Here is a 22,778-nt window from a genome sequence, read left to right as displayed (position 1 = left end):
TGTTGTTGTGGTTGGAGTCGTAACTGTAGCTGAGCAAAGAGCATTGATCTTTGCGCGTGTTGCTGCACCTACGAGACCTGTACCTGTTGAGAGACCTGCTGGAGCAAGAACCTCTGATGCGTACTTGTTCTGGAACTTAACGACAGCGGCCTTGGTTGCTGCACCAAAGTATGAAGTCTCGTTACCCTTTGAACCAACGCCTGATGCTGCAACCTGAGTTGCAACGTCTGAGTTGAGGGCCTTCTGGAGGTCCATAACTTCTGCGTCTGACATACCCATCTTGAGTGTCTTTGAAAGGACAACTGAGCAAGATGCTGTTGTTGCCGGCTTTGCTGCTGAGAGCTGTGCCATAAGCGCATTGATTTGCGCCTGGAGCTCCTCGATCGTAGCTGCTGAAGCTACTGCTGGGAGCAACACTGCTGCGAGAGCAAGACCGACGATTTTCTTATTCGTCATAGTGAATTGAAATGAAATAATGAAACTTGTTCCGTTTTCGCTCGGACGCTATACGAATGAAACATTCGTATGTCGTGCCCTCGCTCGACGAAATAAATTTTGTATCAGCTTTGACACTGATACGCTCAAACGATTACCTTAATAGTAAAAGTTTAATAAATCACGGTTTGAAGTTTGTGCATACTATCCCCTCCGCAAGAAGTGACAATACACAGCAGGCCCGTACACTCCGCTAGGATCCGCAAGCGTTCCTAAATTTTGCGTACGCACCAATCATCTACCAGCAATGTCTTGTAAGAAGTTTGAGTGGCTGCTCGCCCCTCTCTATTCATTACTAACAGACGACTTGCTTCGCTTTCTTCGATGGAACAAGCGGTGCGAACACCACTCCCCCCATTGCAGAAACTTTTCGCACAAACATACAAAGACGAAAAACTGCTCACGAAAGCTGTTGCCTCCAGCCCGAGACTCAGTGGCACGCATAATACTCACTTGGTGTGTGTATGTGTGCTTTGAATTAGGGGCACGCTCACTCCGGCCCGAGGGCCTGGAGATGAATGAGCGTAACGCAATCTTATTACAATTGCGACACTAAGTCAACAAATGAAACAGAATTTTGTGACAATTAAATGGCTCTGCAATTGGATATTAGAGAAAATGCCGCTCCGGTGAAGGTGTCCTAAATATGTCCCTTATTGCATTTGCAAGTCTTTTATAATTGAAGATAATTTGTCCTATAGGACACAATTTTCGCTCGTAAAAGTCATAATAGAAATACCGCCCTATTAGGCGGTATTTCTATTATGACTCATTCTCTGGACCATGTGTCTTATAGGACAAGCCTAGAGAGCGCTTGTACGTGCAACGCGGTAGGTCGACCAACGACGGTCACCTTCCTTCACAAGGATTCCCTCCTCGACCATAGCACTGAGTTCGCGCTGAATGGTCTTCTCGGATACACTTGAAAGCTTCGTTGCAATGTCCTTTATAGAACAATTCTCCTTTGCGCCAATAACACTGAGGATGACCTCGCGGCGTGAGCTACGTGTCTCTTCGGTGCGCGCCTGGCGATCAACAACATCTGCATCAACGAGCGTGATGTGCGGTGCGAAGGTCGAGCGAATACCTTGAGGTGCTGCAGCATTTACGGGCTTTGGCTTTGGAGTCTCTTTCGGTGCGACAGGTGTTGCAGCATATACCGGAGTAAACTTCGGAGCTGCGACTACTGCAGGTGTGGGCTCGGGGAGCTTTCGCTCGACCGGAGTAGCTACTGCTTGAGTCTTTGGAAGTGGATCTTCCACAACTGATGTCTCATAGGAAGCGAGTGTCTCTTGTGCTGATGGTGCGGCTTGAGGGTTGCTTCCAGCGGCAAGCTCAAGGACTTCAAAGAAGTCGTGGGTGAACATTGGAGCTGGTGTCGGTGCTGCACTTCCCCGTGCGGAGATGAGCACCTCGAGTGCCTTGAGTTCCTCCTCAAGGACATCTGCATTCATCGGGCTGACTGCACGTGCAATACGTGCAATTGAAAGGATATCAAGCGTCTGCTCAATACCGCGCAACATACTGGCAGCATCGGTCCCAAGGAGTGCTACTGCGCAATCGCGCAGATGCCACTTCAATGGTTCCTTTTCGGACATTATGTCCGTGACCATATAGAGTGCTGTTGCGAGCTTGAGTGCTTTACGTGAACTGTAAGTGTCTGACATATGTCCTTTAAGTAATTTAATGACTTGATAATGGACCACAGCGAGGTTTCCCATAAACTGCTGTCCTTTAGTAGTGACATACATTATACTAGAGATTGGCAAAATGTCAATACCCTACCCTATCCAGACTAATAGTCGCTACTTTTGTGTCCTTCATACTACTCGTCAGAGACAGAGAGTCAAGGACGGAAGATGCAAGGTTATAAGGTGATAAGGGGATGAGGTAATACGGAAGAGAAAATCCAATTCTAGTAACTTTTTATATAGTATAATGTTGTCATTATGTCTTCCCCTATACATGACTATAAGGATCTCTATGTTTGGAAACAGTCTATGAAATTGGCTGCGCACGCCTATAATTTCTGCAAAGAACTTCCTGCGAACGAACGTTTTGGCCTTGTATCACAAATCCAACGCGCTGCAGTATCTATCCCATCAAATATTGCCGAAGGGCACTCAAGATTTACGAGAAAGGATTATGTTCATTTTCTCTATATGGCTCGAGGATCTGCAGCAGAACTCGAAACACAGATTCTACTCTGTGATTAACTCTTCAAGCACCCAAAATCTCACGAACTCCTCCTGGAGATTACTGAAACCCGAAGACTTCTCTCTCTTCTTATTTCAAGCCTGAAATAGCAAAATGCCGCACATGTGTGCGGCATTTTTCAATCCCTTATCCCCTCATCCCCTTATACCCTTATTCCCTTGCATTTTACAAGTCATCCACGGTTATGAGTATTGCGCGGGGTTTTGCCCCATCAGCAGGCCCGATAATGCCTCGCTGCTCCATCATATCAATAATACGTGCAGCACGTGAATATCCCAGACCCATGCGACGCTGGAGGAATGAGGTTGAGGCTTTGCCGCTCTCGACGACCACCTTCTTTGCTTCCTCAAACTTCTCATCATCATCACCGCTATCGATGCTTCCTGAGAGCATGTCCTCAGGAATGCCATCCACAAGTGAGTTCGCCCCATCGGGATTCTGCGTACCGATAGCGAGCTCCTCACCCATCGTGCCATCATAGTTTTCCTTGAGGAACTTCACTACCTTCTTCACTTCATCTTCCGAGATGAATGCAGACTGGAGACGGGTCGGCTTTGGACTCGATGAAGAGATATAGAGCATATCTCCCTGACCAAGCAAGACTTCCGCACCTGCCTCATCAATGATCGTACGTGAGTCAATCTGTGAGGCCACCTGCATGGCAATACGTCCGGGGATGTTCGCCTTAATAAGACCCGTAATGACATTCACCGATGGACGCTGGGTTGCGATGACCAAGTGAATTCCCGTCGCACGCGCGAGCTGTGCAATACGCACAATCGATGCTTCGAGCTCCTTTGGAAAGGCCATCATGAGGTCAGCGAGCTCGTCAATAACGATGACAATATACGGCATGAGCTCTGGCAGCTCCTTCTCTTCCCCGGGAAGCGCCTTGCCATCAAGCTTGCGCTTCTCATAGCGATCAAGCTGTGGCTGGAGCACATTCTTGTGATACGAACCAATATCGCGGCACTTCTCACGTTCGAGCACTTCGAGACGGCGATCCATTTCTTTCGTTGCCCACTTCAAGGAAAGCAGTGCTTTCTTTGCTGCAGTAATAACCGGTGTCAGCAAATGAGGAATTCCGTTATAGAGTGTGAGCTCAACGCGCTTTGGATCAACCATGATAAAGCGCAATTGTTCAGGAGAATTGCGGTACAAGAGCGAAGTGATGATGGTATGCATCGTCACTGACTTTCCTGATCCTGTTGTTCCCGCAACGAGCATATGGGGCATCTTTGCCACGTTCATATACTGCCCTGCTCCACTAATACCACGGCCCAGCGCCACAAAGAGTGGATTAGGGTCATTCATGAAGGTTGCATCCCCAAGGAGCGCTCCAAGACCAACGGTGGCCTTCTGCTTGTTTGGAATTTCAATACCGACAAGAGACTTACCTGGAATCGGAGCCTCAATACGAATCGGTGAAACAGCGAGTGCAAGCTCGAGATCGTTTGCAAGCGAAGTGATGCGTGAGAGACGCACACCCTGCGCTGGCTTGAGCGCATAACGTGTTACGGACGGACCAACAGAGACTTCATCCATTTCTACTTGAATACCAAAGTTTGCGAGCGTACTCTTGATGGTATTAGCATTTGCCTTGATATCTCCAAAGCCCGCCTTACCCTTATCACCCGCAAGGAGTGAAATCGGTGGTGGAACGTACTTGCCGTGAAGCGCAGAATCAAAGGTGAATGGTACACCATCGTTCTTGTTTGGAGTCTTTCCTGACTCATGCATATTCACTACCAGCGGCTTCTCGGTCACAGCCTCCTCTACAACAGGCTCATCCTCCACCTCAACCTCCTCCTCTTCATCAGGAGCCTGTTCGGCAATGTTCTTCTTGCCAAGACGGACGGTCATACCCTCCCCGCCCTCAACAAGCTCTGGCTCACCATCATCCTCAGTCTCATACCACTCCTCTGTCTTTGGCTTACGCTTAAAACGACCAAAGAAATTGAACACAAACCCGAGCTGGAGCGGCGTATCAAAGAGCACCAAGATTGCAACAAGGAAAATAGCTGAAAGGAATACGCCTGCCGCAATGCCCCCAAAAAGGAAACGGATACCGAGATATACGTAATAACCAAAGGCTCCACCCACCCCTAGTACGCCGGAATGTGCATCAACAATAGCAAGAAGGCCAAGCGCAGAAACAACAAAGAAAGGTCCTGCGATAAGCGCGGGCGTAGGCAATCCATGTCCACCAGTGCGCAAGAAGTTCACGCCGAGCAAAAGAAAGAGCACGGGGAGCACCCAATACCCAACACCAAAGGCATAGTGAATATACTCATAGAGCTTTGCACCAAGGAACCCTCCTTGTCCAAAACCAGCCACAAAAAGTATAACTGCAAAGAGCGCGAGCCCAATACCTATAATTGAGTGTCGTGTCTCTTCGCGCAGTCCAGACCAAAAACCAACGGACTCGGCTGTCTCCTCATATTCTTGTACCCCTTTTGCTCGCTTGCGCGTTGCCTGCTTTGCCTTTGCCATAAAAGTGTGATTTCGTGGCTCTATTGTAACATATTTTTACACTCCCTTGTGCAAATATGGGAGAAATAAAGGGGATATTCATTACTACAATACTCACCAAGGCGGATATCAACACTGTCCTTTATTGTCCTTTACCATTTTTCAAAAACAGTGGATTGACGAAGTGCGTTCAGCCCATTGCATTAACTGTCCACTTTTGGCTCCGTGCTATCATAGCCTTATGAATCTCCGTAACGCGCTTATACGAGGTACCGCCGTCGCACTCGCACTCGCCTTTCTTGTCTATGCATTGATCGAGGCTCGTGGCCTCTTTCTCGGACCGACCATCACCCTTTCCTCACCACTGGAGGGGACGAGCACTACTTCGCCACTCATTCTTTTCTCTGGTCAATCCGTCCGCACAAAAGAACTCACGGTTAATGGCGGAAAAGTGTTTATTGACACAAGTGGATATTTTACTGAGCATTTGGTACTCTCGCCTGGGTATAATATAATGACTATTGTCGCAACAGATGCGCGCGGAAAACGACATACACTCGAACGGCACCTCGTCTATGAGGCGCCACACGAGCAACGTGTAATCACCGCCACAGCTACCACTTCACTCGAAGTAGCGACGAGTTCACCAGCAACTACTACAGAAGAAATTTAAAAAAACGTAATATATATTCTATGGCATTCAAGAAACCAGTGAAGAAAGCTTCAAAGACCACCGGAACAAAAGAGAAAGCGGAGAAGGATGCATTCGCATCTATCGAGGCAACACTCAATGCAATCAAGACAAAATTCGGCGACGAGGCAATCATGAAGCTTGGCGACCAGCCACGTGTTGCGATTGAGGCAGTGTCGACCGGTTCACTCGGCCTCGACCATGCACTTGGCATCGGTGGACTCCCCCGCGGACGCATCATCGAAATCTTTGGACCAGAGTCTTCAGGTAAGACAACGCTCGCACTCCATGTCATCGCAGAAGCGCAAAAGGCAGGTGGCATCGCTGCATTCATCGACGCAGAACATGCACTCGATCCTGAATATGCACGCAAGCTCGGAGTAGATATCAACCACCTCCTTGTGAGTCAGCCTGACACCGGAGAGCAGGCACTCGAAATTACCGAGTCACTTGTCCGCACCGGCAACATCGACGTTATCGTCATTGACTCCGTCGCCGCACTCACCCCAAAGGATGAGATCGAGGGCGACATGGGTGCGCAGCACGTGGGTAAGCAGGCTCGCCTCATGAGCCAGGCACTCCGCAAGCTCACTGCTATTTGCAGCAAGACAAAGACCATTGTTATCTTCATCAACCAGATCCGTATGCAGATTGGCGTGATGTTCGGTAATCCTGAAACAACACCAGGAGGTAAGGCACTCAAGTTCTACACCTCCGTACGTATCGACATCCGAAAGATCGCACAAATCAAGAAGGGTGAAGATGTCATCGGTAGCCGCACGCGCGCAAAGGTGGTGAAGAACAAGGTCGCAGCACCATTCAAGCAGGCAGAGTTCGACCTCGTCTATAACGAAGGCATCAGTCGCGAGTCTGAAATGCTCATGTTCGGTGAGAAGTATGGCATCATCAAGAAATCTGGCTCATCATACAGTTGGGGCGATGTGAAGATCGGCCGCGGATATGACTCCGCTCGACTCTTCCTCCGTGAAAATAAAGAAATGGGCAAAGACATCGAAGCAGCAATTCTCGAGAAGATGCGCGTCGATGAATCATTCTCAGTGACACCGACGAAGGAAGATCTCGATGAGGGCACTCCCGACGAAGAGTAGAATATTTGTGCAACGTAAAACAGCCGGCTACCGCACGGCTGTTTTTCTACGCCGCATTCTTATGCGGCGTGCACAAATATTCCACTTTCTCAGTGATATTACGGCGCCGGTCATTTTCCGCATGCTTACTTGTTTTCACTCCAGTGCGCATTCAATGTATACCCATACATCTCATTTGCGCGCTTCGTTGCAAACAGGCAATCATGCGAAAAATTCCTCGACGCAATGACTACTTACTTGTCCGCTATGCCAATGCAGTAATAATAATAGAAAAACCACACCGGAGTGTGGTTGGTTTTTTAAAACTTGATACGGATATTGTCAGGGCCGCTTCTGAGCGAAAGAAATTCGGTGCGAGGGAAACCCTTACATGCGCGCACCATTTCCTCGAGCGTAGATGGAGTATGTCCTACACGCGCGAAGTGTTCTTCTTCGATGAGACTAATCTTGCGATAGAACTGCTCGAGGTCGCGCAAGAGCACACCTTTCAGTTTCTCGAGCGGATCATGACCCAAGGAAAAGACGAGGTAGCCATCTTTCAGAAGGAGCTTTCGCGCTATCCCATTACAGGTCAACCAAATTTCTCCCAACTCATCATCTCCGGCAAGCCACCCATCAAAGATTTCATGCATGCGTTGCTTGCGCTTCACAAAAAGGAGTAGCTGCCACAAGATGCACATGAGGCAACAGGACACCACTGCGGACAACACCATGTTCCACCAGATGCCCAAGAGTGGATATGCGAAACCAAAGACCGCAAAGAGAAGTACGAAAGCACACAGGAACGGAACGACGCGAATCGTCGCTGATTCGACATTGTCATTCAATAGGCCTTCATTATCTCTAAAAAATAAGAACTGTTGCCGTACCCAGAGCGCCCAAGTAGGCAACGCAATGACGAGAAAGATGAGGAAGAAATAAAAGCCACGCAGGTACATGTTGCCTCCTAGCTGGTTTGGGAAACGTCTTTCATGATACTAGCGAGCATGGCACCGCTTGTCAACGGAATCACGGCTTAGAAAAGCCACACCGTGGTGTGGCTTTATGATTAACGCTCAACGAGAACGGATTCGCGCTCATGACTGAAATTGATACTCTTCATCTCGGGAAGTGCCGAGCAGGACTTCATAAGCTCTGCGATGGACGCAGGTTGCTTCCCCAAGAGTACAAAGACGTGATCGTTACGAACGATGACTCTTCGATAGATCCGCTCGAATTCGTCCAATACCTGAGGAACGAGCTCGTGCTTCGAAATCGCAAGAGAGAAGACGAGTTGCCCTTGCTCACAGTAAAGATGGCGTTCGGTCCCCATGAAGTACACCGTAAGCGTGCACTTTCCATCCTTGGTCCAACTAAGGAAAGCGCGCTCAAGCCATTCCTTTCGCAGTTTCCGCTTTGCGAAGTTGATACCGATCATCTTCACGGAAAAAGCTAAAGTGAGTGGAACGCTCAAGTCAAACCACAGTGGTGTCGGAGGGAGTGCAAGCTTGAAGCTCATGAACACGATTAGGGCACCGAAGCAATACGGAATCCATCGCACTTCGTGCACCACGCGCCGGCTGACCTTGAGGTCATGTTCATTTGCCCAGAATTGATGGGGCATGCGCAACCAAAGGAAATAGTGTGAAAGCGCGATGATGAGAAATGCGAGCATTGGGTAAACCCACAAGAAGCGCATATGTTCTCCCTATGTTGACGTACAACTATAATGATACTAATCACGGACTGAACATCTGTCAATGAAAACAAAAAGGCCACGAGAGCCTTTTTGACTTATTACGCTTTGACGAATTCCATGTACTTCCCAACCTTTTGCACAAACGCGTCCTTTGAAGGATATTTGTACTGATAGCCATACATGCGTGTAATTTTTGAACCATCAACCGCAATTGGATACGAGTATGACTTCCAGCCTCCCTTTGACGTAGGGATTCTTCCGCGTGAAAGATTCCATGCAAAGAAGAATACAATACGGATAAGCCAAGGATGCACAGGAAGAGTCTTCTTCCCTACCGCTGCGGCCATATCCTTCCCGAGCACTGGCGCACCAGGAGGACAGATATTGAATACCTCATATGGCGTCTTTGCATCCGTAAACGCAAGGAGCGTGATGATACCTACAACATCATCCTCGTGAATAAACTGGCGCAACCATTTCTTTGTCACAGGAACAAATGAAACCATAGCCGACACAATGCGGTGGACGATATTCTCTTTGAGCTGACCGGCGAGTGCAGCCTGCAAACCGAAACGCACACGCATATAACGGCCCCGAGGCCCCGTAATTGCAGCAGGACGCACGATCTCCACCACAGGAGCATTTCCACGCTTTACTGCTTCGGCATATTTTTCTTCAAGATGTTTTTCGCAGATGCGCTTCTCTTCAGCATAGAGATAGTCAGACTTACGGAATGGATCACTCTCAAGGAAGCGCTGTTCGATAGTATTTGTACTGAATGCACCATATGAAGAAACCGTTGAGAAGTGAATCAGCTTCTTAACTGATTTTCCTTCAAATGCAAAATCAAACACATTATCGGAGCCGCCAATATTCCACTTCCACTGCGTATCCTGCTTGCCATACATTTCGCGAATCTGCCAAGCCGTATGAATGACAATATCGGGAGCAAACTTCCGAGCCTCCTCCATCCAGGCAGCTCCATCGGACAAATTCGTCTTAATGAAGGTCAAGCGTGGACCTGTCTCATAGAGCTCAGACTTTTCTTCTTTGTCGATTGCAAGTATAGCCTCAACATCATCACGAGCCATGAACTCGCGCACGAGCATTGCTCCGACGTATCCTGACGCTCCAGTTATAAGTATCTTATGCATAGGTAATTATTATCTGCCAGCACGCGACGCGAGTGTCGCGATCGTCTGCAGTGCTATCTTTATATCAAGTGAAAATGAACGATGCTTCAAGTAATAAAAGTCGTAAGCGAGTCGTTCTCGTGTTTCTTCCAGTGACTGAGGGGCATTCTCTTGACGCACCTGCGCCCATCCCGAGAGACCCGGCTTAATTATACTACGGAGCGCATAATAAGGAATCTCTTCGGCAAGCTTTGCTCCGAGATCACAGATATCAGGACGAGGACCGACAAGAGATAAGCTTCCGGTAAGCACTGAAAAAAGCTGAGGGAGTTCATCAATGCGCGATTTTCTCAAAAAACGTCCGACGCGCGTGATACGGTCATCCTGCTCTTTTACCCAGACTCCCCTATCCGAAGTTTTCATACTGCGCATCTTCGGAATACGAATGATCTTATTATCCTTTCCAATGCGTTCTTGGAAAATAAACATTGGTCCTCCGTCATCAAGTTTGATTGCAATATACACAAACGGAAAGATGATACAGGAGACAAGCATAAGTGGAGCTGCAATCAGAATATCCATCAGGCGCTTAATACCATCATAGGAACGCTTTTGATATGCGGAGATATTCTCAAGGAACCACTCATAATCCAGCAGATCGAGCGCCATCTTACTAAACACACTCTCGTAAACTGCCTGAATGTTCACAAAATACACATGTACAAAAAGCAGGTGATAGAGCTCGGGGAGTGATTTACGAATGATCTCATCATTCACATTCAGAACAACGATTGATATCTCTCGCTCACGGACGATTCGGAAAATATTTTCAGCCACAAGTTCTTGCGCATCAAGATCGATCACCTCCGCAAAACGGAATCGATAGTTTGCCCCACCATTTACCGCATGCTCGAGTTCAAATATTTCCTTTCCTCTACCGATGAGGAGAGCCCGCTCTCTATTTGCTCCCAGCACGAAGGGGACAAACTTCATGCGCCACAAGAAGATGAGTGCGGACGAGATAATAAGATACAGAAGCAAAATGGTCTTCGGAGTAATACCCGCAGCACCATTAAAGTAAAAGAAAGTGACTGCAATCAAAATGTTCACCACTTGCGCACGAAACAGCGTACGAAAGAGGATTCCCTTAGTCATCGATGCCTGCCTATCGTAAAGCCCTACAATGACATACACGATCACCCATGGTGCGAAAAGGATTGCGAAAGGAATAGCGTGCTCAAGGAAAAGAGCCTGCGAAGGAATACCGAGATAACGCAAGGAGAGCGTCAACCAGAGTGCAAAAACAAACACAAGGACATCTCCCAGAAGTAATATCAATGGTGATTTTTGACCATGAATAAACATATTGATTCGAGTCTATCATTCATGTCTCGTTGCGACAAGACGTTATTTCTCGCCGGGGTATGCGATTGCATATCACCCTGCGGGACGTATAATATGAACACCTATGGCAAACAGTAGCGACTCAGTGATTAAGAAGCCAAAAATCCTTATACTCATTACCAAATCGAATTGGGGCGGAGCACAGCGCTATGTTTATGACCTTGCAACCACCCTCAATCCAACACATGAAATCTGTGTAGGCTATGGCGGAAGTGGCGTCCTTGGAGAAAAACTACGTAGCAGCGGCGTCCGCACTATCGCTATCCCTGAACTTGCTCGTGATGTCAATTTTGTTGGTGATCTTCGTACCTTCTTTGCGCTTCTCCGCATCATGCGCGAAGAACGACCAAGCGTACTTCATCTTAATAGCTCAAAGATTGGCATACTCGGCGCAATTGCGGCTCGTCTTTCTTTCACTCATGCACGAATTGTATTCACCGCTCATGCATGGGCATTCAATGAAGACCGCAATGACCTGAGTAAGGTCTTTATTATGTTCCTCCACTGGCTGACCGTCGTTCTCTCTGATATAACGATTGCGGTTTCTGATGCGGTAAGGAAACAGATAAATTGGCTTCCCTTCATAAAGAGGAAGGTTGCGGTCGTTCATCTCGGTATCCTGCCAACAACTCCTCTTGAGCGATTACTTGCTCGTACAAAACTCGCAATCCCTGAACAAGACTTCGTGATTGGCACAATTGCCGAACTCCACCCTGTTAAAGGGATCACCTATGCACTCGAAGCATTGAAACTCCTCCCGTCACACATCTCTCTCGTTATCATTGGAGAAGGAACGGAGCGATCAAAACTTGAGAAGAAAATAGAGGACGATGACCTTACCCATCGAGTAACACTAAAAGGTCATGTGCCTGATGCTGCAAATCTCATCCCTGCATTTGATATTTTTCTACTCCCTTCCCTCTCCGAGGCGCTCGGCTATGTACTTCTTGAGGCGGGACTCGCACAAGTTCCCGTAGTTGCAACTTCAGTTGGGGGCATACCTGAAGTGATTGAAAGTCTACATTCAGGAATTCTTGTCCACCCCCGAAGCGCAAAAGAGATCAAATACGCAGTAGACTACTTCCTCGAGCAGCCACAGAGTATGGAGATCTTCGCAAAGAATCTGCACGATCGAGTACGCAATGACTTTTCATTGCAAAAAATGGTCAATGCAACTATTGGTATCTATTTTCCGCAGAAGCAATAGTTACTCTTTGTAACACTCGCACACTAGAAAAAGTCGCCCCAAATGACTGGGGCGACTTTTTGTTTATGCGTGTTGCATCGAATGACTATCTTTTGGGCGAAGGCCTTTCAGTAAATCAATCGCGAGAGAAACTGCGAAATATGCGATAACAAATAATATAAAGAGAGTGATCATCTTGGTAGTCAACACCGCACCAAAAAGATATTGTGCCTTCTCAAGCAATCCATATGGGGCAATATTATGCAGAATCGCGCCATAAGAAATATAGTGCGTTGAAATAAGTATGCTCAATAGAAGCGCATAGGTCTTGCGCGCATGCGGAAAGAAGAAATGTCGCATGAATGCGAGCATACGTACCTTCGTCATAATTCGTTGTTCTAATTGCGTTGGCATAAATTTGAGTCTAGCGTATATCGCCTTGCGCACGTGCAACCTCTTCGAGTGCGTGCTTTCCGCGATAGATTCGAGTTTTCACTGCAGCAACAGAAAGGCCCTCCATTTCTGCTATCTCCTTCTGAGAATACTCCTCGAGGAAGAAAAGTCGCAATGGGCGCGCAAATACCTCAGGAATCTTGCTCAGTAGATTTTTGGTCAAGTCACCTATCTCCCGACTCTTACCTTCATCGTGTCCATCGGTAAGCATTTCATATATCTCGGGGTCAAGATCTTGCTGCTCTGCATTCTTACGCTTCAAACGTTGGTATCTTGTAAAGGCGGTATTCATAAGAATGCGATACGCCCATGAACGGAATGCGGCTCCTTCAACATAACGAAACTTATCTGCATGCACATATATCTTAAGGAATGTTTCCTGCACAACATCCTCTGCGTCGTGCTCATTAAACACAACAAGTCGTGCCCGACGAAGAAATGGTTCCTCGTAACGACGCACGAGGAGCGCAAAAAGCTCGGGCTCTTTGCGTGCACGTGCGAGCAGCTCTTCATCATCATAAGAAACTTCGGTATTCGTCATTACCGCATCGTCGAGTAACATGCTTACAGTATGGTGAAGTTTCATAAAAATGCAATAACGCTCACTAATATGGCTCTTACTCATATTACTCAACCCGCCTGAGAAAAGTTGCATAAAGTCAGAATATGGGCTAATATGGCCATATTATGGCAATTCTTGCATACAACGAAGTAACACAGCGCAAGTTCATTAACTATGAAGGTGAGCCTTTTGAGGTCCTTTCTGCATGGATCTTCCGCAAGCAACAGCGTAAGCCGGTTAACCAAACCAAGCTTCGCAGCCTTATCAATGGCCGCGTACTCGAAATCACCTTCCATCAGAATGACAAAATCGAGGAAGCAGAAGTCGGAACCGTAGAAGTAAAGTTCCTCTACGCCGCAAAGGGTGAGTACTGGTTCTGCGATCCTGAGGATCCTAAAAATCGCTTTACCCTCTCAGAGGCTATTGCAGGAGATGTCATCAAGTGGACCAAGACCAACACTATTCTCGAGGGAATCACCTTCGAAGATAAGGTTATTGGCATCCGCCCTCCTATTAAGGTGGTGCTTAAGGTGACTGAGTGTGCTCCCGCTGTGCGTGGTGACACTTCAGGCAATGCCCTCAAGACCGTTGTCGTTGAGACTGGCGCAAAGGTGAATGTCCCAATGTTCATCAACGAAGGCGATACAATTGAAATCAACACTGAATCGGGCGATTATACCAACCGCGTCGAAAAGGCATAAGAACACCCCTTCGGGGACCAGGTGTTCTTGCCAGTAGATGAGCGCCCACCGGCGCACCCATCAACTCAAATAAAACCACTCTTAACGCAAGAGTGGTTTTATTCTTTCTGGTAGACAACTTCATATTTGGACGCACTTGCCCCTACTTCGGCAAGCGACTCGCTCGCCGTATCACTCATACGGCTCACTAGAGTTCGCTTGCCTCCAGCAGGGGCAAATGCATTCCAAATCTGCAGTTTTAAGATAAAAAGACCGCAAGGTCTTTTTATTATCACTAGACAAACAACTATACGCGAGTAGGATAAAAGTAGAACCAGCAGGAGGTGTCTATGCCAACCCCAATGCAAGCAGTACGGCATCTTGAGCGTAAGCTCGTGCGGCTTGAAAAAGAAACCCGAGCAACAGAATTAGCAATAGGACGCAAGATGTCGCGCATAGACCTCCCATGCCCCTACTGCAAGAAGTCGTCCCCGCTACCCGAGTGGATGTTTGATTACCACGTCACCCGAGAGCGAACTGAGTTCAATACACTTACCCCGCTCATGCAACTCAATTATTCGAACATCATCTGCCCGAAGTGCAAAAAGCCTGTGTACCTCGAAGACTGGAACGCACGCCACGAAGTAGAGTTCGGGCGCGTTGCTCACAGCATCGGGCCACTCCGCACTTTTGTGATCACTTACCGCAAGTACATGAAAATCCGCCAATCAGGATACTAATCACGCTGTCGCTCTTGGTTCAAAGCCTCACGCCCATATCGCCCTGGAACGTAACTCCTAGCGCCCGGGCCCGCTCAGCAAGAGCCACAATAACCGCAGTCACACGACTGCGGTTTTTTCTTGCGTATCTCACTCACGTACCACTATGAAACCGTGAGGATTTTTCGCGGCGAAGAGTTGGTTGGAGCCCGATAGTGTACAGTGGTACATGGAGGGCGAAACCTGAACCCTTCCCCGCGAAAAAGACCACGGCTGAACATTCGCGGCTGGGCTTCTGCCATATATCGCGCAAAATAAAATCCCCCAAAGGGGGAATTTATTTATGCTGCGATATATGGCATGAAGCCCATATAGCGGCTCCTCTTGATTGCGAGGGTCATCGCACGCTGCTGCTTGCTTGCGAGATTCGTACGCTTCTTGCCCATGATCTGGCCAGCTGGCGTAATGAATGTTGAGAGCAACTCGACATCCTTGTAATCGAAATGCTTGAGGCCTTCGATTGAAATCTCCTTCTTTTTTGTAACTTTTTTCATAGAGTTTGTTTTTCCAAATTAAAACGGAATATCGTCTGGATTGATGTCGTCGGACGGATACTCGATCGTCTCGAGCTCTGGCATCGGTGCTGCAGATGAAGCAGATGGGGCATGTGCGGGAGCTGCTGCACTCTTGGCTGCGCCTCCGAAATCACTCGTACCCATTCCGCCTACCTTAGGACCGAACTGGAAGTTCTCCACGACGATCTCCGTGCGATACTGCTTTGTACCATCCTTTGCGTCCCATGAGCGAGTCTGGATACGACCTTCAACGAAAATCGCACTACCCTTCTTCATGTAACGGCAAAGTGTGTCTGCCTGCTGTGCCCACGCGACGCAGTTATGAAACTGCACCTCTTCCTGCTTTGCACCATTCTTGTCCTTATAGACACGATTCGTTGCGACAGAAAACTGTGCGACCTGTGTTCCCGTTGGAGTTGTCTTCAACTCAGGATCACGAGTCAAGTTTCCGTAGATGAATGCCTTGTTGATGTACATACCGTTTGTATTTGGAATAATAATATTAAGGGTAAGCAATTTGGGATGTAATTGCCCTCGCTGGAGGCATCCGAACTCTTGTGAGCCGTAGGTGTTCTACGGTGAACGAGTCGCATGCCGAAGCGTGAGGGCAAGTACGCCCAAAGTGCTACACTTATTTATTCGGCGATGAGCTTATCGATTGATGCATCGATCTCTGCCTCAGTAGCAACTGGGGCAACTTCTGCCTCGTCAGCATCCTTACCCTCCTTCTTCTTCTCGAAGAGCTTGCGTGGTGCCATTGTGTCCTCGCGGACAGTCTTGATGAGCAAGAAACGAAGGACATCTTCATCTGCCTTGAGGACAGTTGCGATCTCCTTTGCTCCCTTTGGCTCTGCCTCGAACTTGAACCAGCCTGAGTAAGCCGATGAGTAAGTTGCGCGCTTATTCTGCGCGACCTTCGTCATTGGATAGGCAAGGTCGATCTTCTTCGCAGCACCCTCAGCAATGACGGTACCATTAATCGAATTGATCGCCTCACGGATTGCGGCAACGCGTGCTACAAGCCCATCCTCGTTAACTGTCGGAATGATGAGAAAACCTACTTCGTAGATTCGCTCGTCTGCGCCGATAGCGTCTATGGTCATATCTTTTTCCATGGGGGCACTATAGCAAAGTGGTGGCATAAAGTCAATTTTTTTAGATAGATGAAATATTGCTGTTGAGCCATATATTACGAAACAAAAAGTGGGCCGTGAGGCCCACTGTACTGCTTATTTATAGCCCATTTTGAGGGCCTTGAGGATTTCTCGTGCCGACTTGTCGAGCGCTGGATTTCGCTCTTTCATCGGAACAAAACGTGGCGCTGCACCGGTTGGCCTAATTGGGTTCTCAAGGTCTTCTTCGAAAACCAAATTGCCCTCTTCCCCACCCGTAAGGTGAATATCGGGATAGATGCCATATCCATGTACGCGGTAATCATGGCCAATGAAATATTCGTGCGTAGTAAGGAGCAGGCGTCCGAGCTTTCCACCCGAGACCAGTGACTCCGTCTGTACGACACCTTTTCCAAATGTATGTACATCTTGGCTCGCAACCACACCAATGCGAAACTGCTGCAGCACTCCTGCGACAATCTCACTACAAGACGCGGAGCGCGCATCAACGAGAATAAGTACGGGAAGTCCGCGCAGGCGACCAAAATTCATGCCGAGAGGATCGGGAACGGAAAGTACACGTTCAACCTTTTGCTTGCCTGCAGTGTTGTAGCTTTTCTCGGTGAGAATATGCTCCCCCACTTTTGGCATGAATGCCGAAACGAGCACAATTGCATTATTGCGATATCCTCCGCGATTACCACGGAGGTCGATGACGACACCATCAACTCTTCCATCTGCCGCACTTGCCCATATTGCGTCACATGCATCGCTCAGCTGAGTGGCAAACCCTTTGCCGTCAAGATCATTGAAATCAACAATGCGTAGCACTCCGTAGTGCCCTGCTTCGACGCTTGGAATGATCTTCAGTACGGGCTTTGGATTTTCGAGAAGGTCAGGGACAGGGCCACCGCCGGTTTCCTTCAGCTTCTTGAGCGCCTCAAGCACTTCGCTCTGTGACTCATAGGATGAGTGCGGGTCGAGCTGCGCAACAAAGCCGAGAATCTTTTCCTCAAACTCTTGTTGAGGAATATCTCTATAATATGTCTTGCGCACCTTCCACAGCGTTGGCGCGATCTCGGACAGTGCATGTACGAACTCACGTTTTTTATTGTAATCCTCTGACGACACCACAGGCTCGCCAACAATGAGCTCAAGAGACTTCACTTTTTCGATGGAGACTCGCCCAACAAGATCAGCAGGTAGTTCATAACCCGTTTGCGACTTATGTATCCGCGGAACAATATATTTCTGCACGAGTACACCGAAGACCAAGAGCGCAGCGATGAGTGCGAGAATATATCTTCGCCTCAAATAGAGCGGAGGAAACATATACATGATGCACCTCATGAGAACATCTCCTTCTACGTTACCGCGATACGAGAATTACGCAAGATAAGAAAAATACCCTTTCGGGTATTTTAGCTAAACTTGAGCAGCGAGCGGAAATCCTTGTCATTCTTCCATGGCCCAATAACAGCCATGTTAAGCCGGTTTTCAAGGAAAACCTTCTTGGCAAGCTCCTGGACTTCTTGTGCAGTTACTTTATTGATTCGGCGGATAGCCTCCTCCGGAGCAACAAATTCATTGCGCAGTACCCACTGGAAACCATAATACTCGGCGAGCTCGTCGGAGGACTCAAGACCGAGCAGCATACGTCCCGCAAGCATATCCTTCGCCTTTTGCATCTCTTCCTTGCCGACTGGCTCGATCGCAAGCTTCTCAAATTCTTCGAGAATTGCAGGAACGACTTCGGGTGCACGCATGTTGTCGACTCCGACTGAAGCTGCAAGCACGCCATGATCAGTAAAGGCATCATTCGATGCACGAACATAGTATCCAAGTCCAAGCTCAATACGTACCTTATGAAAAAGTCTAGAGGACATACCTCCACCAAGTATAGCTGAAAGCACGGTGAGCGCGTAGAATGAGGGATGCGTCAATGGATATGAACGCACGCCAAGCACAATATGCGTCTGGTCTGACTCTTTATAGAACACACTGAGCGCAGGTGCGGACTGCTTATCATTCACTTTCTTTTTTCCTACCTTTTTCCCTTCAGTGAGATCACCAAAGAGTGCCTTGATCTGCTTGAATACGAGCGCCTCATCAAAATTCCCAGACACTACGACCGTCGTTGCTGTCGGAACATAATGCTTCTTGCGGAATTTAAGGATATCCTTGCGAGTATACTTCGCGATCTGCTCCTTTGTACCAGCAATACTCCAACCAGCAGGTTGATCACCATAAAGTGTCTTCATAAAAATGTCTCCGATTTTGCGCATCGGCACATCTTCATACATATTTATTTCATCACTAATCACGCCCTTCTCGCGTTCAATGTCTTCCTCGGTAAGGAGCGGGTTACAATAAATGTCTCCGATAATATCGAGTGCTCGAGGAAGATGCGCGGAAGCAACCTTCGCATAATAACCCGTATACTCGTGTCCGGTAAATGCATTGTATTCTGCACCGAGCCCATCAAGTTCACTACTGATCATCATTGCATTCGGGCGACGCTCCGTACCCTTAAAACACATGTGCTCAAGAAAATGCGCAATACCATTTTCCTCTTTTTGTTCATACTTACTTCCCGTAGACACAAGCACCAATGCGGTCGCGGTGCGCTGCGACACTTCCTTCAGAAATACTACGGTCAATCCATTTGCTAATTTTTTCAGTTTTGGCTTTAATTTTGAACTCATTGAACCATTATAGCATCAAAGTGTACTCCGAAATATACGGCCTTAATGCGGAACAAAAACACACTGTACATGATGTACAGTGTGCCTAGGAAACTTCTTGAGCTTCTTCTGACAAGCGACTTTGGATATGTTCTTCGACGCGCTTTTCTCGTGCAAGGTCAGTAAAGTATTCCATTGCAACTGCCATGACCGGAACTGCAAGCAAAAGTCCGAGGAGCCCTGCGACCTTCGCGCCAATTGCGAGTGAGAGAATAACCAAAACTGGTGGGATCCCAATAACCTTTCGTACGACATGCGGATAAATAAGATGGCTTTCTACCTGCTGCAAGATCGCATAGAACATTGCAACACTGAAAGCCGCGACAATACCACCTGTGGGGACAAAATATATTCCGCTACTGTATGCGATTGCAAGCGCAGGAATTGCAGCAAGGATGGGTCCAAATACTGGAATAATCTCAAGGAACATAATAGTCACAGCCAAGAAGAATGCCGACTTCACTCCAAGCGCAAGCAACCCAACAAATGCGATTGCACCGACAATAAGTCCGAGATAAATCTGTCCTTGGAACCAAAGGCCAATCTTTGTCTGCGAGCGGTACCAAAGTCCAACCACATATCCTGCCTTTCGCGCAGGAGATACGAGGCGCAAGAAACTTTCAATTCCATGCTCTTGTGCTGCTAGATAGAAAGAGAGAACAAGAATAAGCACAAAGGAAACAAGACCTCCGGAGAATTTTGTAAACATCTCAACAACCCCACCTGAGGCAATATTTTTTGCAATCACATCAAGAAGCGATGCACCTTCGCCGATTGTAAAGGCGGTGTGCCCTACCGCGTCTGCGCCAAAGAGAAACGCATCGATGCTCACATTTTTCGGAAGTGCATGCAGAAGAATATTCACATCTTCAAGAAATGCGGGCACAAAGAAATAGAGCATCAGCGCCAAGCTCGCGAGCGAAGCAAAGTAAACGGTAACGAGCGCGAGAATGCGTGGCATTCCTCGACGCACGAGTCCTATGATTGCCGGCTCCACCGCGGAAGCGAGCACGATTGCAGCAAGCACAACAAGGAAGACGTCACGCAGAAACCACAGTGCCCAAAAACTCGCACCGATCAATATTGCGCGAATGATTGTACCAGAGGAGACAGAGAGAGTATTCTCTTCTTGCATAACCGTATAGTAACATACATAATCGTACAAAACAAAAAGGGGCGGCATTATTCCCCTTTTCCTTCAATCTAAATTATATCGTCATGCCTTTGCCCATCATCGCTTGGAGCATGATAACGTGTTGTCTTCTTTTTATGCTCGATAAAATAGACGGTGAGTCCACCGAAGAGCACCAAGGTGAGGACGACAAGAACCCAAATACCAAAGTTTCCTGGCGCATCGGCTACTTGAGCCAAAAAGGCGGAGACAGGGCCAATAATGATTGTTTTGAAGAATTGCTCCATATGAGTGGCGTTACGTACTACTAGTATAGCATAACTGAGTATAAAAAAGCGCCGGCATGAAGCCGGCGCTAACGATACAAATTGCACTATTTCGGAGCGGGAACGCTCGTGTCAAGGAGGCCCAGATACTTCGTTGCCGACCAAAAGGTAGGCATCGTACGGAAATCAGGCATCCAGTCGTAAAGAATATCACGACCTTCAATCTGACTTCCATAATACACCGCATCGCGATTAATCATGGAAGTTTCCGCAAGAGTCAGTGGGCGATCAGAGACCGCCACAAAGAGCACCTTGAAGTTATGCTGACTCACTGAGGCAACTGGAGTGCGAACACCATAGATACCTTCGAGTGACTGCGAACCGCTCGGTCCAATAACGGGAATCAAATCCGTGCTTGCGCGCGGAACAATCGTGCCAGGCGACTGCGGAACTGACGAATTGAGCACGAAGCGCTCGGCTGCGACATCTGCGGGTGACCGGAAGCCCATGAAATAAAGCTCCCAGTCGGAAAACTTGTTTCCGAGATTGAAACCAGCGTCAGGAGCACTCGTTACAAGGAAGTCACCTCCCGGCTGCTCAGCAAGGAAATAACCGCTTGTATGCTGTCCTACCAAGGTGGTGGGAGTAGCAACATGCACACCACTGATATCGGTGAGCTTGAGACGAACATCGTTGAGGAAAAAACTCCAACGGTGTCCGAACTCATGAATGAACGACATACCCACGATATCATTATCGAGGCTGAGCACAGACTGGAGCTTTCCTGCGCTACCATATTCAGCAGTGAGGTCTTGCGGTGCGATACCAAGACCCGTCTCGGTAATTTTTACCAAATCGGTGTGCGGCCAATTTCCAGTGAAGCCGTTAAATGCACGGGTATTCCCCACATACACAAGCACTGCCATGTCGAAGTCATCAGGATAAACCTGATAGAGCGTCTTCGTGATAGTACTTGAGCTTACCGGCCCATCACTGAGCCCAGGAACGACAACATTCACCGAATTCGTCGACGCGTACACGTTTGTCGCAACCAGCGCATTGCCCACAGTTTGACTGGGGTCGATGACGCCAATATTGATATTCGTGGCCATATCGATAATCGAATTGACCTTGTTTCCTCCACTGTCATAAGCAAATACGTCGAGACGCATCCACTCTGCGGTGTGATCATGGAAACGAGTAACTGCCGGAGGAGTCAATGTGAACGTTTTTGTGTACACACCGTCACCCGCGGTCACATCTCCATGCGTCCCATCATCGTAGAGCTGTTCTTTGACAATGGCATACGGAAGAGTACCGAAGGTGGCAGCGTTATACTCTGCGTAGAGCGTAAAGTTCGCGCCAGCGGCCCGAACCTCAATGGTGATCGGCTTCGTGTTAAACTCGTTTGTGAACAGCACATTATCACTAGAGCGAATGTACTGCAGCGCATAGCGATCATCCACCGTAGCAGTCAACGTAATCTGCCCATCTTGATGGATTGGATCAGAAGTACAGTTGTAGTTACGGATAGAGAGGAAATAGCAACTGCTCCCCAACCCGGACGCAACGGGATCACGATAGCCAATGTCCAGAGTGAAAATAAATTGCACAGTGGAACCATCGTTCACAGTGATTGTCGTATTCGGAACGCGGATACCAGGCCCCGCATTGATGGTCACCGTATGAGTGTTCGCAGGCGCCGTTGCCGAAGCATTGAGCGTCAGGTCAGCCGTTACGTTCGTGAGGGCATAGGTGAGACCGGTGAGGGTCCCATTGCCACCCGTGACCACGAGGTTCGTGTAGTTCGCGTCGAGCGTGAACGGAATGGAAACATTGCTGCCATGATTCACGGTCACCGAATTGGAGGGCGTGTGCACTCCAGTGCCGGTGTTGATCGTGATCGTGTGCGTGACGACAGGCGCCGTTGCCGAAGCATTGAGCGTCAGGTCCGTCTTCACGTTAGTGAGCGCGTAGTTGAGACTCGCAGCAACACCATTGATGGTGAAGTTGGTCCAGCCCGCGTCCATGGTGAACGGAATGGTGACATTGCTGCCATCATTCACAGTGACCGTGGTCTGGGGCGTGTGCACACCAGCAACTTGAAGGTTGATGGTGATCGTGTGCGTAAGCGTGGGCGGATTCGGAGG

Annotated in this window: 23 protein-coding genes; 6 read left to right on the top strand and 17 right to left on the bottom strand. The window is 48.2% G+C overall.

All coding sequences use genetic code 11. The features are described from left to right. On the bottom strand, positions 1-456 hold a 456-nt coding region (locus VJ579_05335), incomplete at its 3' end, for a peptidoglycan-binding protein (protein ID HXK38460.1). A gap of 842 nt (positions 457-1,298) precedes the next feature. Next, complete coding sequence (locus VJ579_05330; protein ID HXK38459.1) at positions 1,299-2,162, bottom strand: hypothetical protein; 864 nt, start codon at positions 2,160-2,162, stop codon at positions 1,299-1,301. Between the two features lie 282 nt (positions 2,163-2,444). Between VJ579_05330 and VJ579_05325 the strand changes: the two genes are divergently transcribed. Then, positions 2,445-2,711: a four helix bundle protein gene (locus VJ579_05325; GenBank protein HXK38458.1), complete on the top strand. Its 267-nt coding sequence runs from the start codon at positions 2,445-2,447 to the stop codon at positions 2,709-2,711. 166 nt (positions 2,712-2,877) lie between these two features. Here the strand turns inward: VJ579_05325 and VJ579_05320 are convergent, their stop codons facing one another. Next, a complete protein-coding gene (locus VJ579_05320; GenBank protein HXK38457.1) occupies positions 2,878-5,205 on the bottom strand; it encodes a DNA translocase FtsK 4TM domain-containing protein in 2,328 nt (775 codons plus the stop codon). Positions 5,206-5,425: 220 nt separating this feature from the next. Between VJ579_05320 and VJ579_05315 the strand changes: the two genes are divergently transcribed. Beyond that, positions 5,426-5,857, top strand: coding sequence for a hypothetical protein (locus VJ579_05315; GenBank protein HXK38456.1), 432 nt, complete (start codon positions 5,426-5,428; stop codon positions 5,855-5,857). Between the two features lie 20 nt (positions 5,858-5,877). Beyond that, positions 5,878-6,984, top strand: coding sequence for a recombinase RecA (gene recA, locus VJ579_05310; GenBank protein HXK38455.1), 1,107 nt, complete (start codon positions 5,878-5,880; stop codon positions 6,982-6,984). 299 nt (positions 6,985-7,283) lie between these two features. On the opposite strand, the gene VJ579_05305 is transcribed toward recA, so the two are convergent. The 4 genes from VJ579_05305 to VJ579_05290 form a co-directional block, all read right to left on the bottom strand. Further along, positions 7,284-7,922 carry a hypothetical protein gene (locus VJ579_05305; protein ID HXK38454.1) on the bottom strand — a complete coding sequence of 213 codons (639 nt, stop codon included), beginning with the start codon at positions 7,920-7,922 and terminating at the stop codon, positions 7,284-7,286. Between the two features lie 110 nt (positions 7,923-8,032). Continuing rightward, positions 8,033-8,662 (bottom strand): hypothetical protein, encoded by a 630-nt coding sequence (locus VJ579_05300; protein ID HXK38453.1) that lies wholly within the window; start codon positions 8,660-8,662, stop codon positions 8,033-8,035. Between the two features lie 98 nt (positions 8,663-8,760). Next, a complete protein-coding gene (locus VJ579_05295) occupies positions 8,761-9,816 on the bottom strand; it encodes an NAD(P)-dependent oxidoreductase (protein HXK38452.1) in 1,056 nt (351 codons plus the stop codon). Positions 9,817-9,825: 9 nt separating this feature from the next. Then, complete coding sequence (locus VJ579_05290) at positions 9,826-11,160, bottom strand: sugar transferase (protein HXK38451.1); 1,335 nt, start codon at positions 11,158-11,160, stop codon at positions 9,826-9,828. 103 nt (positions 11,161-11,263) lie between these two features. Here VJ579_05290 and VJ579_05285 point away from each other — a divergent pair, with 103 nt between their 5' ends. Continuing rightward, positions 11,264-12,406, top strand: a complete 1,143-nt coding sequence (locus VJ579_05285) for a glycosyltransferase (protein ID HXK38450.1) — start codon at positions 11,264-11,266, stop codon at positions 12,404-12,406. A gap of 63 nt (positions 12,407-12,469) precedes the next feature. On the opposite strand, the gene VJ579_05280 is transcribed toward VJ579_05285, so the two are convergent. Both VJ579_05280 and VJ579_05275 read right to left on the bottom strand, forming a co-directional pair. Beyond that, positions 12,470-12,799, bottom strand: a complete 330-nt coding sequence (locus VJ579_05280) for a hypothetical protein (GenBank protein ID HXK38449.1) — start codon at positions 12,797-12,799, stop codon at positions 12,470-12,472. Positions 12,800-12,809: 10 nt separating this feature from the next. Further along, positions 12,810-13,424, bottom strand: a complete 615-nt coding sequence (locus VJ579_05275; GenBank protein HXK38448.1) for an RNA polymerase sigma factor — start codon at positions 13,422-13,424, stop codon at positions 12,810-12,812. 101 nt (positions 13,425-13,525) lie between these two features. Between VJ579_05275 and VJ579_05270 the strand changes: the two genes are divergently transcribed. Both VJ579_05270 and VJ579_05265 read left to right on the top strand, forming a co-directional pair. Continuing rightward, positions 13,526-14,101: a hypothetical protein gene (locus VJ579_05270; GenBank protein HXK38447.1), complete on the top strand. Its 576-nt coding sequence runs from the start codon at positions 13,526-13,528 to the stop codon at positions 14,099-14,101. Positions 14,102-14,430: 329 nt separating this feature from the next. Then, positions 14,431-14,820, top strand: a complete 390-nt coding sequence (locus VJ579_05265) for a hypothetical protein (protein HXK38446.1) — start codon at positions 14,431-14,433, stop codon at positions 14,818-14,820. A 320-nt stretch (positions 14,821-15,140) separates the two neighbouring features. Here the strand turns inward: VJ579_05265 and rpsR are convergent, their stop codons facing one another. The 8 genes from rpsR to VJ579_05225 form a co-directional block, all read right to left on the bottom strand. Further along, positions 15,141-15,353, bottom strand: a complete 213-nt coding sequence (rpsR, locus tag VJ579_05260) for a 30S ribosomal protein S18 (GenBank protein ID HXK38445.1) — start codon at positions 15,351-15,353, stop codon at positions 15,141-15,143. An 18-nt stretch (positions 15,354-15,371) separates the two neighbouring features. Next, a complete protein-coding gene (locus VJ579_05255; GenBank protein HXK38444.1) occupies positions 15,372-15,851 on the bottom strand; it encodes a single-stranded DNA-binding protein in 480 nt (159 codons plus the stop codon). 158 nt (positions 15,852-16,009) lie between these two features. Further along, a complete protein-coding gene (locus VJ579_05250) occupies positions 16,010-16,489 on the bottom strand; it encodes a 30S ribosomal protein S6 (protein HXK38443.1) in 480 nt (159 codons plus the stop codon). A gap of 114 nt (positions 16,490-16,603) precedes the next feature. After that, positions 16,604-17,818, bottom strand: coding sequence for a S41 family peptidase (locus VJ579_05245; protein ID HXK38442.1), 1,215 nt, complete (start codon positions 17,816-17,818; stop codon positions 16,604-16,606). Positions 17,819-17,907: 89 nt separating this feature from the next. Beyond that, positions 17,908-19,191 (bottom strand): pitrilysin family protein, encoded by a 1,284-nt coding sequence (locus VJ579_05240; GenBank protein ID HXK38441.1) that lies wholly within the window; start codon positions 19,189-19,191, stop codon positions 17,908-17,910. Positions 19,192-19,276: 85 nt separating this feature from the next. Then, on the bottom strand, positions 19,277-20,365 hold the full coding sequence (locus tag VJ579_05235) for an AI-2E family transporter (GenBank protein ID HXK38440.1): 1,089 nt from the start codon (positions 20,363-20,365) through the stop codon (positions 19,277-19,279). 68 nt (positions 20,366-20,433) lie between these two features. Then, positions 20,434-20,649: a hypothetical protein gene (locus VJ579_05230; protein HXK38439.1), complete on the bottom strand. Its 216-nt coding sequence runs from the start codon at positions 20,647-20,649 to the stop codon at positions 20,434-20,436. Positions 20,650-20,735: 86 nt separating this feature from the next. After that, the coding region (locus VJ579_05225; GenBank protein HXK38438.1) for a choice-of-anchor X domain-containing protein at positions 20,736-22,778 on the bottom strand (2,043 nt) is incomplete at its 5' end.

The organism is Candidatus Paceibacterota bacterium (assembly GCA_035583355.1).
GTDB lineage: Bacteria > Patescibacteriota > Minisyncoccia > Phycocordibacterales > UBA6899 > JAJZQJ01.
This window is presented reverse-complemented; position numbering and strand designations above follow the sequence as displayed.

Excerpts from the sequence above, each read along its gene's own strand:
- VJ579_05295 (HXK38452.1), bottom strand. The coding sequence starts at position 9,816 with ATGCATAAGATACTTATAACTGGAGCGTCAGGATACGTCGGAGCAATG.
- VJ579_05265 (HXK38446.1), top strand. The coding sequence starts at position 14,431 with ATGCCAACCCCAATGCAAGCAGTACGGCATCTTGAGCGTAAGCTCGTG.
- VJ579_05250 (HXK38443.1), bottom strand. The coding sequence starts at position 16,489 with ATGGAAAAAGATATGACCATAGACGCTATCGGCGCAGACGAGCGAATC.
- VJ579_05285 (HXK38450.1), top strand. The coding sequence starts at position 11,264 with ATGGCAAACAGTAGCGACTCAGTGATTAAGAAGCCAAAAATCCTTATA.
- VJ579_05245 (HXK38442.1), bottom strand. The coding sequence starts at position 17,818 with ATGTTTCCTCCGCTCTATTTGAGGCGAAGATATATTCTCGCACTCATC.
- VJ579_05240 (HXK38441.1), bottom strand. The coding sequence starts at position 19,191 with ATGAGTTCAAAATTAAAGCCAAAACTGAAAAAATTAGCAAATGGATTG.
- VJ579_05305 (HXK38454.1), bottom strand. The coding sequence starts at position 7,922 with ATGTACCTGCGTGGCTTTTATTTCTTCCTCATCTTTCTCGTCATTGCG.
- VJ579_05325 (HXK38458.1), top strand. The coding sequence starts at position 2,445 with ATGTCTTCCCCTATACATGACTATAAGGATCTCTATGTTTGGAAACAG.
- VJ579_05230 (HXK38439.1), bottom strand. The coding sequence starts at position 20,649 with ATGGAGCAATTCTTCAAAACAATCATTATTGGCCCTGTCTCCGCCTTT.
- VJ579_05255 (HXK38444.1), bottom strand. The coding sequence starts at position 15,851 with ATGTACATCAACAAGGCATTCATCTACGGAAACTTGACTCGTGATCCT.
- VJ579_05330 (HXK38459.1), bottom strand. The coding sequence starts at position 2,162 with ATGTCAGACACTTACAGTTCACGTAAAGCACTCAAGCTCGCAACAGCA.
- VJ579_05290 (HXK38451.1), bottom strand. The coding sequence starts at position 11,160 with ATGTTTATTCATGGTCAAAAATCACCATTGATATTACTTCTGGGAGAT.
- VJ579_05235 (HXK38440.1), bottom strand. The coding sequence starts at position 20,365 with ATGCAAGAAGAGAATACTCTCTCTGTCTCCTCTGGTACAATCATTCGC.
- VJ579_05275 (HXK38448.1), bottom strand. The coding sequence starts at position 13,424 with ATGAAACTTCACCATACTGTAAGCATGTTACTCGACGATGCGGTAATG.
- VJ579_05280 (HXK38449.1), bottom strand. The coding sequence starts at position 12,799 with ATGCCAACGCAATTAGAACAACGAATTATGACGAAGGTACGTATGCTC.
- VJ579_05270 (HXK38447.1), top strand. The coding sequence starts at position 13,526 with ATGGCAATTCTTGCATACAACGAAGTAACACAGCGCAAGTTCATTAAC.
- VJ579_05300 (HXK38453.1), bottom strand. The coding sequence starts at position 8,662 with ATGCGCTTCTTGTGGGTTTACCCAATGCTCGCATTTCTCATCATCGCG.
- recA (HXK38455.1), top strand. The coding sequence starts at position 5,878 with ATGGCATTCAAGAAACCAGTGAAGAAAGCTTCAAAGACCACCGGAACA.
- VJ579_05320 (HXK38457.1), bottom strand. The coding sequence starts at position 5,205 with ATGGCAAAGGCAAAGCAGGCAACGCGCAAGCGAGCAAAAGGGGTACAA.
- rpsR (HXK38445.1), bottom strand. The coding sequence starts at position 15,353 with ATGAAAAAAGTTACAAAAAAGAAGGAGATTTCAATCGAAGGCCTCAAG.
- VJ579_05315 (HXK38456.1), top strand. The coding sequence starts at position 5,426 with ATGAATCTCCGTAACGCGCTTATACGAGGTACCGCCGTCGCACTCGCA.